Here is a 15,662-nt window from a genome sequence, read left to right as displayed (position 1 = left end):
CCAACAGGCTGTTTTAAAATGTAGAGACGCATCACATGCGTCTCACGCATGCAAATCCAGGGTTTAATGAATTACAAAACGGCTTGTCCTATGGAAGACGTATGTGATGCGTCTCTACGTAAAAACTTCACAACAGAATTAAACAGGACTTTCGACTTAAGACTAATAGATACCGATCTCACTTTGAAGTGTAGTGTAGTTAGCGTAAAGATCTTCTATTTTATTGCGGATGGCCGGCGAGAAATAACCAACATCGCGCCGGGTGGTGGTTGTAATTTTAAGCCCACGTTTAGTAAGATAATATTTAGCAATAACAGGGTAAACATTGTGCATCACATCCATATTTTCGGTTAGAAATTCCTGTACCATGGCAACCTCATGCTGGCACGATGCATCGGCATAATGATTGCATAACCATACAATAAGCTCAGGGAAGAAATTCCCCTGAATACATGACAATCCCGCCGAACCTGCTTTAAGCGATTCAACCGCGTGAACCATGTAAGCGTCATACAGCCCAAACGCCGGATTAACTTTGCTTGCCTCCAATTTCTGTTTTACCACGTCAATTTTAAGGCAGGTATCTTTATGATATATTACCCTGCCTGTTGCTGCAAAATGATGAAGCTGTTCTGCCGATAATAACCTTTTGTATGGCACCGGGCATTCGTAAAAGCCTAAAGGGATATTTTCAGTATGATTGAACAGTTCAAAAACACGGTCATTAAGTACAGCATCCGGTTCATCGGCATCAGCCAGCAAACTGGTAATGGCAATCACCGCCGAAGTACCTGTATCATATACCTTTTTTATAAAATCGGCTTGTTTTTCAATTGGCCCGCCAAAGGTACCGGTGGCCACGACAGGAACAGCGCCGTCAACAGTTTCAACCACGTGTTTGATAATTGCTAACCGCTCCTCACCACTCAATTCAAACATTTCGCTCGACAGGCAATTGGCAAACACACCAGCCGCACCCGCGCGCAGGTACATTTCGGTTAAGCGGGTCAGCGCTGCATAATCAATAGCACCGTTATCTTTAAAAGGCGTTAACATTACCGGGATAAAACCCTTTTTTGATTGTTCCATTTGATGATTATTAAACTGTTAACTGCCTTGTTTTGGTTAAAAATATTCCCGTTAAAAATATAGCGAGGGTACCCGCAACAATGATCATGTTGGTATTGAGCGTACTGCGAAGAACGGCGTATTGCTCGGGAATGAGTGACGGAAAAGTAAGCCAAAGGATCACCAAAACACCTATGATACTGGCAATGATGGCCTCATGGTTACGGGTTTGCCTGCTGATAATGCCCAGCAAAAACAAACCGAGCATACCTGCTGCAAAAATCCCCGAAAGCTGCCACCATAAATCAAGAATGCTTTTTACCCCTATCATGGCTATCCCGGCGGCCATACCCGCAAACCCAAAAAGCACAGTACCGATATGCAATGCATTCAATGTATTTTTATCATTAAGTTGTGGTTTAAAATATCTTTTGTAGATATCGATGGTAAAAACCGTGGCCGATGAGTTCATACCCGAACTGATGGTGCTCATGGCAGCTGATAAAATAGCAGCTACAATAATACCAACCAATCCTGCCGGGATTTTGGTAACCATAAAATGCGGCATGATCTTATCACCGTAATCGGCAGGGGTTAATTTGTTCATAAATACCGAAACATCTGTTGCCGAAGCCGTTGCAGGCAGGCGCTCAATAGCTACCTGGTGCTTAAGGCTTAAGATCAGATCGGGATGCTGCCTATAGTAAGCGTATAAGCATGAGCCTATTACAAAAAACAGGAAAGAAGCGGGCACATAAATACCAACACAAAGCCAAACTGATTTGGCAGCCTGCTTAGTAGATGTAGCCGCATGATAACGCTGGATATAATTTTGATCCATCCCAAAATTATTTAGATTGATGAAGAAACCGTAGAACAGGATCACCCAAAAAGTTGGTTCGGTAAGGTTCAATGAAAAACTGCCCAGGCTGAATTTGTGATCAGCTTTACCAATTTCTACGATCTTATCAAAGCCGCCGGGGATGCTGTTTACCACCAAATAAATGATCAGTAGGGCTCCTAAAGTTTTGATGATAGCCTGCACAACTTCTGTCCAGATCACAGCTTTGATCCCTCCTGATACTGTGTACAGGATAATAGAGATTCCCATTACCACCATAATGGACTTCATAGACAGACCGGTAAGCGCCTGCAGACTTAACGCTATGCCAAAAAATACAGATCCCATGCGGGCTATCTGCGTAAGCAAAAAGCAAATAACCGCATAAACCCTTGCCCAGGGACCAAAGCGTTTTTCGAAATGCGTATAAGCCGAGATGTTACCGGTATTACGATAAAATGGTATAAAATATTTAACCGCTATCCAGGCTGCAAATGGCATCGATAAGCTAAACACAAAAGCGTTCCAGTTGCCGCCGTAGGCCTTGCCGGGCACTCCTAAAAATGTATTACTGCTTAAAAAAGTAGCATAAATGGATAACCCGATAGCCCAGCCTGGTATTAAACCAGATGCAACGGTGAACTGCTCGGCATTTTTATTTTTACGCGAAAAATAAAAACCCACCAGCACCATAGCTATAAGGTAAATACCTATAATGGTAAAATCTAACACGGGCAACACTTTCATGCGTTAATCGGGTAGTACAGTAAAAATTAGTATTGTGGTTTAAAATTGTATAACAAATTTAACGTCCTGCAGTTAACCTTTACTGTAATATTTTCGCCTGCTATTGTATGATATTATCACCAACAAATAAATATACAAACAAAAAACGCCGCCGCTTGGCTCCAGCCGAGTGGCAACTGATTCTCCGGCCTCCGGCCGGTATACACCACACTTGTTTACGGCGGCCAGAGGCCGCTTGATAGCTGCCACTCGGCTGGAGCCAAGCGGCGGCTGGAAACAGCTTCTCAACGTGCGCTTTCAATAATTAGCCGGGCCGCCTGCAACCCATCAGCCGTAGCAGTAATGGTAATTTTCCCGGCAACAGCTTTAGATTGGATAATAGCCAATCCCAAACCATTAAACAGGTGATGCTGATCAGATACAAAAGGTTCCAGATCTGTTTGTGAGCCATTATCCACCCCTTTCAATATGCCTTGTCCGGTTACTTTAAATTTCACCAATTGATTAGCATCGGGCACCGGAACATTGTTTTTATCCAAAACAGATACGGTAATGTAAGAAAGATCTTTACTATCGGCTTTAATTTTATCCCGATCGGCCTTAAGCTGTATTTTGTAAGGTTCGCCTGCTGTGACTACCTGCGTAGTCAACACTACTTTTCCATTACGGCGCGATATGGCTTTTAATACTCCCGGTTCATATTTCACACGCCACATCACATGCAGGTCATCGCCGGTTTTCTTCTTTACGCCTATCGATTTACCGTTCAGAAATGCTTCAACCTCATCGGCATTGTTGTAATAAGCCCACACATCAATCAACTGGCCGGGCTTCCAGTTCCAATGCGGTAACAGGTGTAAAACGGGCCTGCTTGTCCACTCGCTTTGGTACATGTAATAAACATCTTTGGGAAAACCGGCCAGATCAACAATGCCAAAGTACGAACTGCGGGCAGGCCATAGGTACGGGGTTGGTTCGCCGATGTAATCAAAGCCTGTCCACACGAAAAGTCCAGAAAGGAAATCATGCTTTTTAATGATCTTCCAGGTCTCTTCGTGCGTTGAGCCCCAATAGGCCGACACATTATCATACGATGATACGGTGAAGTCGGCGTTACCATCCTTCAACGGGGTTTTACCGTCCTTTGGCCAGCGCCTGATACTATCCGACGGCATATCATAATGCCCCCGTGTTGCCAGGGCCGACATATTTTCGGTGCCGATAAACTTTTGACCGGGATAGTTTTTCTGAAAATCGGCATATACTTCCTGGTGGTAATTTAAACCAACCAGGTCAAGCGCACCCGACTGGTAAATAAAGTTCTTTTTAGGATCAGCATCGCTCAAAGCCGATGTAACCGGCCTGGTGTTATCCAGTTGCTTTACAATTTTTACCAGCTCGCGACCAATACTTACACCTGTACTATCAAACTGTTCCCTTATTTCGTTACCAATACTCCATGCAAAAACAGATGGATGGTTACGATCGCGTAAAACCTGGTCTTGCAGGTCTTTCACATGCCATTTATCCCAATCTTCGTGGTAATCATGCTTGCTTTTTTCTTCTTCCACATATCAAAAGCCTCGTCCATCACCAGGAAACCCATTTTATCACATAGGTCGAGTAATTCGGGCGCGGGAGGATTATGAGATGTACGGATAGCATTGCAACCCATATCCTTTAAGATCTGCAATTGCCGCTCAATAGCGCGGGTATTAACAGCCGTACCCAAAGCCCCCTGATCGTGGTGCAGGCATACGCCAAGAATCTTCATCGACTCACCATTTAGGCTAAATCCTTTATCTGCATCAAAGTTGAAATAACGTATACCTGTGGTAGTTGTGTAATCATCGATAACCTTATCAGCAGCAAACAACTGCAGTTTTACTTTATACAGATAGGGGTGATTTATCGACCATAATTGAGGATTGTTTACCTGAACGTTTTGTTGAATTACAGTGTCCTTTACGGTAGTAGTGACAGATCCAACAATCTTGCCATTATCATCCAAAACAGAAGCTTTGAGCTTAAACTTTGAATTAACGAAAACCGGTAAAACTGTGCGAATATGGATTTCTGTTTTTTGCCGATCGACCTGCGGCGTAGTTATAAATGAAGACCATTGCGGCAGATGCGTTTTATTAACGGTTGTTAGCCACACATTACGGTAAATACCTGAACCGGTATACCAGCGAGAATTAGGCTGATCGCTGTTATCAGCCCTCACGGCTATCACATTTTCCTGTGTACCGAATTTAAGGTAAGGCGTTAAATCATACCTGAACGAAATATAGCCGTTAGGCCGTTTACCTAAATAATGGCCATTTATCCAAACCTCGCTGTTATGAAAAACACCATCAAAATCAATCAAAATAGTTTTTGTTTTTGACGATGCAGAGATCAGGAAACTTTTGCGATACCAACCAATGCCGGCTGGCAATCCACCTTCGGCCTGTGTAGTAGGATTTTTACTGTCGAATTTACCTTCGATGCTCCAATCATGCGGAAGATCGAGTTTCCGCCAGCGGCGATCGTCATACTTTATGGCGTTTGCTGCGGCATCATCGCCCAGAAAAAACTTCCAGCCGGCGTTAAAACTCTCGGTTTTGCGCACCTTTTGGGCAGATACAAAACCAGCCGCGAAAAACACTAAACACAGTGTATATAGACAACGTAGCCTCATTATTTGGATTTGCTTTTTTTAACAGGCGGCGCAACAAAGTTGAGCTCGCTTTTACCCAGATCTTTCGACACAGCTACCGCTATACCGCGCTGATCGGCTTTGTTTACAGCGCAATAAAAATGATAAACCAAGCCTTTATGCTTCACCACACACGATTTATGGGCAAACATATTATCATAAGGTTCAGACGATTGAATGAGTTTCTCCCCTGTCCAATCTGTCCAGTGTACCAGGTCGTATGAGCAGGCAAAGCGATTAAACACGCCTGAGTCGCCGGTTTTCCAGAAAGCACCAAAATAGAACATTACATATACGTTGCCTATCTGTTGAATATATGGATCACCTGTTATCCCGTCGCCGTGATTCAATACCGGGTCTTTACCAAAACGCCTCCAGTGTAGCATATCATCCGATACGGCCATGCCAATCCGCTCGGCACCACGCTTTTTGTTTACGCTATCGCCATTCGCATTATAGTACATAATGAAAGGGTGACCGGTAAGCTTCTTTTTATCCCAGATTACGGTTTGCTTATATTGGGTATGGTTATCCCACCAGCTTACATCTTTATCAATACTTGACAATACCGGATGATCTAATCCCTGCCACTCGTGAACCGTACCCGGATCTTTATCGGTAGAAGCCACACTTACGGATAGCAAACCTTTCTCATAGCCTTTGCTTTGCCCGCCGAAGTACGATAACCAATATTTGCCATTATACTGCTGCAATTTGTACGAACCTCCCCATTTATAATCCTGCAAACCTACATAACCAGCTTTTTGATTATTGTCCCATTTGGTAGTATCATCCGAAAATGACAGGATGCGGCCACGGGTTTTCCAGTGCAGCAGGTCCTTACTATCAGCCAGCCAGGTTTCATAACCGCGTCCATTGAAAATGATGTAGCTCATATACCAGCCGTCACCCTGGCGAAAAACCGTAGGGCAATCAGCTTTCTGACTGTTGTCTTCGGGCGCTATCACCAGGCCATATTTGTAAGGCGTTTTAACCTGCTCGTAAATATCTTTCATCACCTTTTCGGGTACCTCCTGGGCATGTACCTTCAGTATTAAAAAAGTACAAACGAAGAATGCAGATGATTTGAAAATGTGTTTCATAGTTTGTTTAGTATTTATTTGGCGATGAATGTATAGTTGCCTGAACCTGCCTCGATTTCAGCCTTCCCATTGTGATAACCGATAAATTTGATATCGTGGCGAGTTTTAATATTTTGCCCATCGACCATAATAGCTGCATTATTTTTCACGGGCAGAAAGATACTCGCGGTAGTATTTGCCGGGATGTTCACCTCCAGTTTAAACTGCCCCTGCCCCTTCGCCCAACTGCTTGAAATATTGCCATAAGGCGATTTATAATTAGCCTTAGCCCAGGTTACATTACCCACAGTTTCGGGCCTGATCTCGATTTTATTAAATGCGATGGCATCATCTGCCGGACGGATCCCGGCCAGGCCGCTGTAAAACCACTCCATCAGGTGCCCCAACATAAAATGGTTGTTGGATACCGAAGGCAATGCCGCCCACGATTCGGTTAAGGCAGTGGCACCGTGAGCCAGTTGATAACCATAGCCCGGCACATCGGCACGACTGTTCATATCATAGATCACATCCGAAAGGCCTTCATCATCCAAAACCCGTAACAGGTAGCGATAACCGATGTCCCCTGCGGTAAGGGCATTCCCTCTGCCGCGGATATCTTTTACGATATTATTCACTACAGCTGCTTTATATTGTGGCTCAACCAAACCGGCATAAACCGACATAGCGTTGGCCGCCTGACTGCCTGTGCCGTATTGTTTAGTGTCAGTATTAAAAAACGTTTTGTTATAGGCCTGTTTTACTTCATCAGCCAGTTTCTTGTAAGATGCGGCATCATCGTTTTTGCCAAGCAGCGTAGCTATTTTTCCGGCTATATCAAGGTCATAATAATACAGCGAAGTTGCCGTAATTCCTTGTGGTGTTAACTGCGAAACGCCGGGAGGATTTGGACCAAGATCATACCAATCGCCCAACCCCTGATACAGCAAATGATTTTTTGATTTTTTATCGAGATAGGCCAGGTAACGCTTGATCATATCATAGTTTTGAGCAAGCACTTCCTTATCACCATACCACTGGTATACATACCACGTCAAAATCACCGCGTTGCTCCCCCACTCAGGCGAATCGCGAAAAGGCTCGTCAAACTTTACATATTCAGGCGAAATTTCGGGGATCAATCCATCCTCTGTTTGGGAAATGCGCATATCATTAATACACTTGCGTGCCAGGCCCACGATATCATAATTGTAATGCAGGGAACTGCCCACCAGGTGCGCTTCTTCCAGCCAGCCCAATTTTTCGCGGTGAGGACAATCGGTAAATACGCTGGCCATGTTGCTTTTCATGGCCCAGTCAATCAGCTTAAACGTTTTGTTAAACAGTTCATTTGAGCAGGCAAAACTGCCCACGGTTTCTGCTGAGTTGCGCATGTGCAATCCTTTAATATCAACAATCACGGGGCGCTTCGATACATTGGTTTCCCCTTGAGGCGCGGCACCCTGCACCTGCAAATACCTGAAACCGTAATAAGTAAACAGGGGATGCCAGGTTTCAATACCATCACCCTTCAACACATAATCATAATAATGCGGACTGCCCGAGGCTTTTTGATTGGCGCTGCCATCCTCATTTACCAGTTCGGCGGGGATAATGCGCACAGTATCCCCTTTTTACCCAGAAGACTAATCTGTGGGATTCCTGAAAAATTTTGACCCAAATCATAGATCCATGCGCCATTAGCCAGTTGCTTTTTACTTCGAGGCTTCAACACCTGCATGATCTTCAAAGGCTCCGCCATTTGCGCGCTCAATTCGGGTATGCCATCTACTTTAACAACATTTCGCCATTTTAAGTCGTCAAAATTGTTTGTATTCCAACCCGATTGCTCAAAGTTGGCGTTATAATCCTCGCCACCATAAATGCTGCTGAAAGTAACCGGCGAAGGTGCCGTTTTCCATGAGCCATCACTAACAACATTTTCTACCTTGCCGTTATCATATTCCAGCATCAAACGGCAAATCATTTTAGGATAACCAAAGGCACCGGTGAGCTTGCGATAACGTTTATCCCGCGGAATGTAATAAAATCCATTGCCAAGCATTACGCCAATAGTATTTTTTCCCGAAAGAAGTTGACTGGTTACATCAAAAGGCACATATAGTGCCTGCTTATCATATTTTGTCCACCCGGGATCAAGGAAATGATCGCTAACTTTTTTACCATTCAGGCTTAGCTCAAAATGACCTAACCCGCATATATAAAGCGTGGCTTTTTTAAGCTTGCCATCAACATTAAAATTCTTGCGTATTAAAGGCAAAACATCATTGGCTGCACCCAGCTTTTTAGGCCCTTTACCATGATAAAAGGGAACAATGACCGATGAATCATGTAATTTATCATAAGCTATCCAATCGGCACCATGCCAGTCTTTTTTGTAAGCAGGCCCATTTGCCAGCTGGCAGTATTACTCCATGCCGATGCTTTGCCATGGTTGTCCCAAACCATTACCTTCCAGTAATATGTTTTTGCGGCTTGCATAGGCTTACCATTACATGAAACCTGCAGCGATGCACCGGATGATACCTTTCCCGAATCCCATATATCGGCAATATTACTTTTGAGTTTAGCAGCGTCACCGGCAACCAAAACCCGGTAAGCGGTTTGCAGGGTGCTGTGGGCATCGCTTTGCATTTGCCAGCTCAGCTTTGGCTTAAGCGATTCGATACCCAACGGATTGGTTTTGTACTCGCATTGCAGGTTTAACACCTTCAGGCTTTGCGCAAAAAGGCCGAGGGGCAGTAACAAAAACAACAGGCTGATCCTTTTTTTCATGTTAATAATTTATTGCATTTCGATACCCGAAACAGCCAAACCATCAGCTTTTATGCCCGTGATTACCAGCTTATAATTCCCCGCGTTGATACTTGTGCCCGTATTGGTTGCAACCGTGCCCGATTTATTTTTGGCAACCGGTTTAAAACCCAGTTCTTCCTCCTTCATCACCGTACCATCGGCGGCCAGTAATTGCATTTTTGCCGTAAAAGTTTGATTGCTCTGATTATAATATTTTATGCGCAAGGCATACAGATCGGCAACACCCGGCGTTAACGCGAATGCCACACTGCCGCCCGCACCGCTGTTAAATTTAATTACTTTTTTCCGTTCAGGGTGTCGGCTTTTAAACCATCGCCTTTTATCTCAGCCGTCTCCGCCTTATAACTTATGGTTTTACGAAGATCGGTAGCAGGTTGCAGCGAAGTAACAGGCAGCACCACCACAGTGTACATGAACCTGCTTTTATTTTCACCTAACTTAACTACATCAGCCCTTTTAAAACGCTTCCTGTAAACAGCCAGTCGACTCCCTCCATTGGCATCATTTTTTACAAATAAACCGGTGTTTTCATAATCGGCAACCCAATCTGTCCTTTGAGATGCCTGTACATCCATAGCAACATATACATCGGCATCAGCATTCAGAGTAAATGAACCAAAAGCCCCCTCTAAATCGCCCCCGGAAGGGGAGACTTTTAAAACCCTCCCTTCCGGGGAGGGTTGGAAGAGGCAACTTATCCAATCCGCACCATAAAATATTGGAGGCAGATCATTAAAAGTTACCCCGGCATCAGTATATTGTTTTTGGCCGATATCCATCCAGCTTTTTATTACCCATTTATTGTTGCCCTGTAATTGGTAGATTATTCCTTTGCTTCCTTGTTGTGGCTTTACCGTCTTATTTGAAGTACTGATGGCGATGGCGGATATGATCGCCTCGCCTGCTGCTGCGTTTGGAAAAGATATGCTTAGCATCCCGCCTGTAACATGCGCAGTGATACTTTTTTAAGTGCCTTGTCATACCCACCTTCTTTCCAGATATCCAGATTACGGATCATGGTTTTGCCGTTCACAGCTATATCAAATAAACGCCAACCTGAACAATCCATCCCGCCGCCTGTGCCATACCAGGGTTCGGTAAAATATAGTTCGATATGATAATCACCGTCCGGCACCGGGAAGTTGAATTTCAATTTATTCAAACCATACCTGAATGTTTGGAACAAGGCATCATCAGCCGTATTACCAATTCTATCGAAAGTGCGTTGCTGACTGGCAAAAAACTGGGGCATACCCGGATAATCATCCGTCCATGATGTGGAGCCGGGTTGGTGTTTATTATCCTGGTGTTTGTCGGCCATCCAGGTATTGCCGTAGGTATCGTTGTAATCCGGTCCTCCGCAATTGAGGCGATACAAATAGTTATAACCTGCTTCGGGCTTCAGGATAGCGGGATCCTCTTTTGGCAAATGGGGTGCTTGTGGCAGATGGTTCAGCATGATCTCATCATGCGCTACCTGCTTACCATTAATATATCCCACAGCATACAGCACATTATATTTAATATCCGCGCCATCCCATTGAAAATGTGTGCCGATCCCCTGTCGTTTTCGTATGCCTAATGATTCATGGTTGAGATCATTAAAAAGCTCAACCTCATCGCAATTGGAGTAAACAATTATACTATCCTTTTTCCCCGGAGTAAGCCAGCGGTTGGGCCAGGTGTGCGATACAATGTAAACCATCGGCTCGCTACCTTTAGGCGCATAATTGGCCCTGTACATGTAAAACGCATCGGTTGGCTGCCCCCAAGGTGTAAACAAACCTTTATAGTTAACAGGGCCAACCCTATCCAGTTCCCGCTGCCCTTCGCCGCCTTGTGTGCGACCAGGGTTTTCATGCGAATAGAGCAGCCATTGAAAATGCCCCGCAACCTGATCTTTTACAGACTCGGCCAGGCGGACTTTGGTTTCCATCAATTGGGTCATGCGGTCTTCACTCAGCGGCCCATTTGCATTGAAAGGGCCTTCGGTATGTAAACCAAGGCTTCGCCATGCGCCGTACTCACCTACTAAAATTTGTTTTTTCAAGTCATCGCCGTAGGTGAGCGGATTACCTCCGTAAGTGCCTGTCCAGTTTTGGGGCACGTCCCAATCGGTGCCTTCTCCGCCGTTGCAGGTTGTTATTTTGCGTTGCGATGAGGCTGTGGGGTCAAGCTTACGGATGAGATCGCTGCATTCGCGGGCAAAATCAGTCGGTAACTTGCTTTCGTTCTGTAATCCCCATAATATCACCGAAGGACTGTTGCGCCGTTCCTTTACCCAATCAACCAGTAAAGCTTTGTAATTGGCCCTGAACTCCGGCGAATCATACCAGATATGTGCCGAATACTGTGGCCACCATAAAATGCCCAGCTTATCCCAATACTGCTGATAGGCGAGGTTATGAGGCTGATGAGCATCCCGAAAAGCATTAAAACCAGCTGCTTTTACCTGCATTACCCTGGCTTTGATTTCCTGCGCTTCAAAAGCCTGGCTTTTACCCATCAGGTGTTCGTACTCGGCAATGCCATTGATAAAAACAGGTTTGCCATTGAGATAAAAACGATTGTCGTTATTATTTCTGCCGATGGGCCAGCTAATCCACCGGATACCGTAAGAGGTTTGAGTTCTGTCAATCAATTTTCCATCGGCCCAAATTTCCGTTACTACATGATACAGGTAAGGTTTCTCTAATGTCCATAGTTGCACGTTTTTAACATCGGAAAATTGTTGACTTACCGTATTAACCTCACCGGCTTTTAATATTTTTTTTGCTTTTGCTTGCGCGATAGTTTTGCCAGCGGCATCAACCAGGTTGTTTGTCACGGTTATTGCAGATGGCTTACCACTGTAGTTTTTAACTTCAGTTTCGAGATAAAGCGTAGCCGATTTTTCACGGACGGTGGTATCGTTCCAGATGTGTACGCCAAAAGGTTCCACCCTGACAGCATTGGTAACCATCAAATGCACCGGTCTGAAAATACCCATCGGCTGCGAACCTTCCGAAAAACCGGGGTCATCCGAACAGGCCCCACAAACCCATGGCAAATCTTTGATAAACGAAGGGTGATCAGCCTTAACGCATAACAGATTTTGTTTGCCTGCTTTGATAGCATCCGTTACATCAATGGTAAATGACGTGCGCCCGCCCGTATGATAGCCAACCTGTTTACCGTTGAGCCAGACTGTAGCATAAGAACTAACGCCCTCAAAACAAAGGAAATAACGTTTATCGTTTTGTTTACTTTCAAGCGGGAATATTTTGCGGTACCATGCGGTGCCATGCCTGTTGCCATGTTTCAGTCGGCGATAGCCACCGTAGGTATCCCAGTTATGAGGAACATTTACCGTTTCCCATTTAGCATCATTAAAACCGGTTTGCTCAAAACCGGCATTAGCTTTTGGGTTATTATCATCGGCAATGCTTTTCCAGTTGGTGTTTAGCGCGATATCCCTGCGGATATTTTGTTGGGCGATAACCTTCAGATTAACCAGACAAAGCAATAATAGAAAAGCGACCCGGCAGATCAGCCTATAATTTTGCGTATGATAGATTTTCGTCGCCGCCATCTTTTATAATTGTTTCAGATCGGCATTAAAGCGATAGTTTTTACCTTTTTGAGTTTCAATATTGATGATCTTTCCGGCGTAGTTTAACCGGCAAGTTTTACCCAGCTTGGAGATTACCTGCAGGCTTTTCAACCGACCATTTTGCCATTCAAAATCAAGTACAAAACCACCTCTTGCGCAAATACCTTTAATGCTGCCCTGCGGTAAGGCAGTTGGTAAAGCCGGGAGCAGTTCAATAACATCACCCTGACTTTGTAAAAGCATTTCGGCCAAACCTGCGGCGCCGCCAAAATTGCCATCAATCTGAAACGGTGGGTGCGCATCGAACAGGTTATGGTAAACGCCGCCTTTCTCCTTACCCGAGGTTACATCCGCGGGCGACAGTAGTTTAGTTAACATCAAATAAGCGTGATCTCCCTCGTGCATCCGCGCCCAGATGTTTACTTTCCAGGCGATACTCCAGCCAGTGCCTTCATCGCCACGGTATTTCATAGATTGTTCGGCGGCCTTTAACAGTTCGGGAGTTTTAAGCGAGATCTCAGTGCCGGGATAGACACCCCACATATGCGAAACATGCCGGTGGGTATCCGTGGTATCGTCCTTATCTTCAAGCCATTCCTGTAACTGGCCGTATCTGCCAATTTTATTCGGTGCTATCCGGCTGTATTTGAGTTTTAATGTATCGGCAAAAGCCTTATCGATATTCAACACTTTGGCAGCTTCCATGCAGTTTTTGAACAGGTCGCGGATGATCTGGTGATCCATCGTTGGCCCCGCAACCAAACCCCTATGCTCCGGCGAGTTAGATGGCGTGCTGATGAGATAGCCGGTTTTAGGATCTTTCACTAAAAAGTGGGCGAAAAACTCCGCGGCACCTTTCATTTCGGGATAAGCCCGCTTTTGCAAAAAATCCTGATCACCTGTGTATAAATAATGCTCCCATAACTGATGGCAAAGCCAGGCAGCGCCGCTAACCCAAATGCCATGATTGGATGCGTTAACAGGTGCAGTGCCGCGCCATAAATCCGTATTATGGTGCAATACCCAGCCCGGTGCACCATAGTGTTCAACCGCCGTTTCATGCCCGGTTTTGGAAAGGTCATCAACGATACTAAAAAACGGCTGACTGCAAGCCGATAAGTTAAGTCCTTCGGCAGGCCAATAATTCATTTCGAGGTTAATATTGGTGGTGAACTTACTACCCCATGGTGGTGTAAGCAGGTTATTCCACAAACCCTGCAAATTCGCCGGGCCACCGCCCGGTCGGGATGAGGAGATCAGTAAATACCTGCCATATTGCGCGTACAGACTAATAAACGAAGGATCGGGCGACTGGCTAAACTTCAGGATCCGCTCATCCGTCGGTAGTTCGGCGTTTTCTCCTTTACCTAAATCAATGGAAAAAGTATTGAAATACTGTTGATAATTCCTGATGTGAGCAGCTTTGATACTTGCATAACTCTTAGTGGCTATCGCTGTAATTTGTTTTCTGCAGATAGCCTCCGGGTTACCCGATACATCATGATAGTTTTTAAAATTGGTTGCCGCTGTAAGGTAAAATGTAGCCTCATTAGCTCCGGTAACCGATATATTTTTTGAATCGACTACAACCTTTCCACCTGCTGCCTGTATATGCAGATAGCTTACACCACGTAAAACGCCGTCTTTTACTTTTAAAGACAACGCAAGCGTGTGATCATCGATTTTACGGGTAATGTAGTTTTTATGCAGAGTGCTTAATAAAACCTTCAGTGTAACTTTGCCGGGTTTATCAGCAGTAAGATGTACGGCCATTACTTGATCAGGCGCACTACTGAAATATTCGCGGGTGTAGGTAACGCCATCGGCTTTGTAGCTTACATGAGCCGTGGCGTTTGTAAGGTCCATATCGCGTTTATAATCAGTTACATCCTGTTTGCGAAATTGCAGGTACAAATCAGCAAAGGGCTGGTAATCGGCATTGTAACGGGGGCAAGCCGGAGGGTTATCATCCTGCACCTGATACCGCCAGGCACCCGCAAGACTAACCATATTTTTCTCTTCCCCTTCAGGATAAACAGATAAAGTTTTAGCGTTGCTTGTAAGTCCACCTTTATCGTAAAAATTAACTACCTGTACAGCGATCCTGTTTTCGCCGATATGTACCTTATCAGAAGGGATAATGTATTTCCTGTAAGCGTTACCCGATGTTGTGCCGATGTAATTTCCGTTAAGCCAGGTCCGGTCTATATCACGTATCCTGCCTAAACTAATCAAGATATTTTTCCCTTTCCAACCGGAAGGAATATTAAAATGCTTAATAAACCAAACTGCTCCATCCAAACCTTCAAAACCGGGTGTTATTTCCCAGCCCTGTTCAATTGGCAAATTGATAGTTCTAAGGTTATTATCATGAAATAGCACGTCCTGCGGTAAATGGTATGAGCTCATCATATTGAACCATTTCGCCGAATCAACCGCATAAGTGGCTTCATTGCTCTTCATCCCCATAAAATGCTGCTGGGCCATGGCTTCTGCTTCGGCCTGCTTACCTTCGGCGAGGAGTTTGCGTATAGGCTCCAGATATTTCACGGCACCTTTACGGTTATAATCGCGGGGGCCGCCTGTCCATAGACTTTGTTCGTTGTATTGGATATGGTCTTCATTAACGCCGCCGTAAATCATCCCTCCTATCCTGCCGTTGCCAATGGGCAAGGCATCAGTCCATTTTTCGGCGGGTTGCTTATACCAAAGTTTCAGGGGCTGCTGGGCAAAAACCTGTACAACTCCAAACAATAAAATCGCAATACAAAAACCCTTCCTGCTATTCATAAA

Annotated in this window: 12 protein-coding genes; all 12 read right to left on the bottom strand. The window is 44.9% G+C overall.

All coding sequences use genetic code 11. The annotated features are described in order from the left end of the window. Window positions 1-162 precede the first annotated feature (162 nt). Window positions 163-1,089, bottom strand: coding sequence for a dihydrodipicolinate synthase family protein (locus ACRQ5D_RS16310; RefSeq protein ID WP_091172331.1), 927 nt, complete (start codon window positions 1,087-1,089; stop codon window positions 163-165). Window positions 1,090-1,099: 10 nt separating this feature from the next. Next, on the bottom strand, window positions 1,100-2,656 hold the full coding sequence (locus tag ACRQ5D_RS16305; RefSeq protein ID WP_091172333.1) for a sodium:solute symporter: 1,557 nt from the start codon (window positions 2,654-2,656) through the stop codon (window positions 1,100-1,102). 284 nt (window positions 2,657-2,940) lie between these two features. Beyond that, on the bottom strand, window positions 2,941-4,227 hold the full coding sequence (locus tag ACRQ5D_RS16300) for a DUF4982 domain-containing protein (RefSeq protein WP_432329537.1): 1,287 nt from the start codon (window positions 4,225-4,227) through the stop codon (window positions 2,941-2,943). Further along, on the bottom strand, window positions 4,170-5,270 hold the full coding sequence (locus ACRQ5D_RS16295) for a sugar-binding domain-containing protein (protein WP_432329536.1): 1,101 nt from the start codon (window positions 5,268-5,270) through the stop codon (window positions 4,170-4,172). The genes ACRQ5D_RS16300 and ACRQ5D_RS16295 overlap by 58 nt, the downstream gene beginning before the upstream one ends. Window positions 5,271-5,338: 68 nt before the next feature. Next, the gene (locus ACRQ5D_RS16290) at window positions 5,339-6,460 is read right to left on the bottom strand and encodes a glycosylase (protein WP_091172336.1); all 1,122 of its coding nucleotides are present in this window, start codon (window positions 6,458-6,460) and stop codon (window positions 5,339-5,341) included. 14 nt (window positions 6,461-6,474) lie between these two features. Beyond that, complete coding sequence (locus ACRQ5D_RS16285; RefSeq protein WP_432329534.1) at window positions 6,475-8,061, bottom strand: family 78 glycoside hydrolase catalytic domain; 1,587 nt, start codon at window positions 8,059-8,061, stop codon at window positions 6,475-6,477. After that, a complete protein-coding gene (locus ACRQ5D_RS16280; protein WP_432329532.1) occupies window positions 8,034-8,720 on the bottom strand; it encodes an alpha-L-rhamnosidase N-terminal domain-containing protein in 687 nt (228 codons plus the stop codon). The genes ACRQ5D_RS16285 and ACRQ5D_RS16280 overlap by 28 nt, the downstream gene beginning before the upstream one ends. Before the next feature lie 86 nt (window positions 8,721-8,806). Next, entirely contained in the window at window positions 8,807-9,235 is a 429-nt protein-coding gene (locus tag ACRQ5D_RS16275) for a hypothetical protein (RefSeq protein WP_431199993.1), read from the bottom strand. 9 nt (window positions 9,236-9,244) lie between these two features. Then, on the bottom strand, window positions 9,245-9,523 hold the full coding sequence (locus ACRQ5D_RS16270) for a hypothetical protein (RefSeq protein ID WP_431199992.1): 279 nt from the start codon (window positions 9,521-9,523) through the stop codon (window positions 9,245-9,247). Window positions 9,524-9,552: 29 nt separating this feature from the next. Next, window positions 9,553-10,212: a hypothetical protein gene (locus ACRQ5D_RS16265; protein ID WP_432329530.1), complete on the bottom strand. Its 660-nt coding sequence runs from the start codon at window positions 10,210-10,212 to the stop codon at window positions 9,553-9,555. Beyond that, window positions 10,206-12,848: a malectin domain-containing carbohydrate-binding protein gene (locus ACRQ5D_RS16260; protein WP_432329528.1), complete on the bottom strand. Its 2,643-nt coding sequence runs from the start codon at window positions 12,846-12,848 to the stop codon at window positions 10,206-10,208. The genes ACRQ5D_RS16265 and ACRQ5D_RS16260 overlap by 7 nt, the downstream gene beginning before the upstream one ends. A 3-nt stretch (window positions 12,849-12,851) precedes the next feature. Continuing rightward, the gene (locus ACRQ5D_RS16255) at window positions 12,852-15,659 is read right to left on the bottom strand and encodes a glycoside hydrolase family 95 protein (protein WP_091172343.1); all 2,808 of its coding nucleotides are present in this window, start codon (window positions 15,657-15,659) and stop codon (window positions 12,852-12,854) included. Window positions 15,660-15,662 lie beyond the last annotated feature (3 nt).

Source organism: Mucilaginibacter sp. P25 (genome assembly GCF_050859465.1).
Taxonomy (GTDB): domain Bacteria; phylum Bacteroidota; class Bacteroidia; order Sphingobacteriales; family Sphingobacteriaceae; genus Mucilaginibacter; species Mucilaginibacter gossypii.
This window is presented reverse-complemented; position numbering and strand designations above follow the sequence as displayed.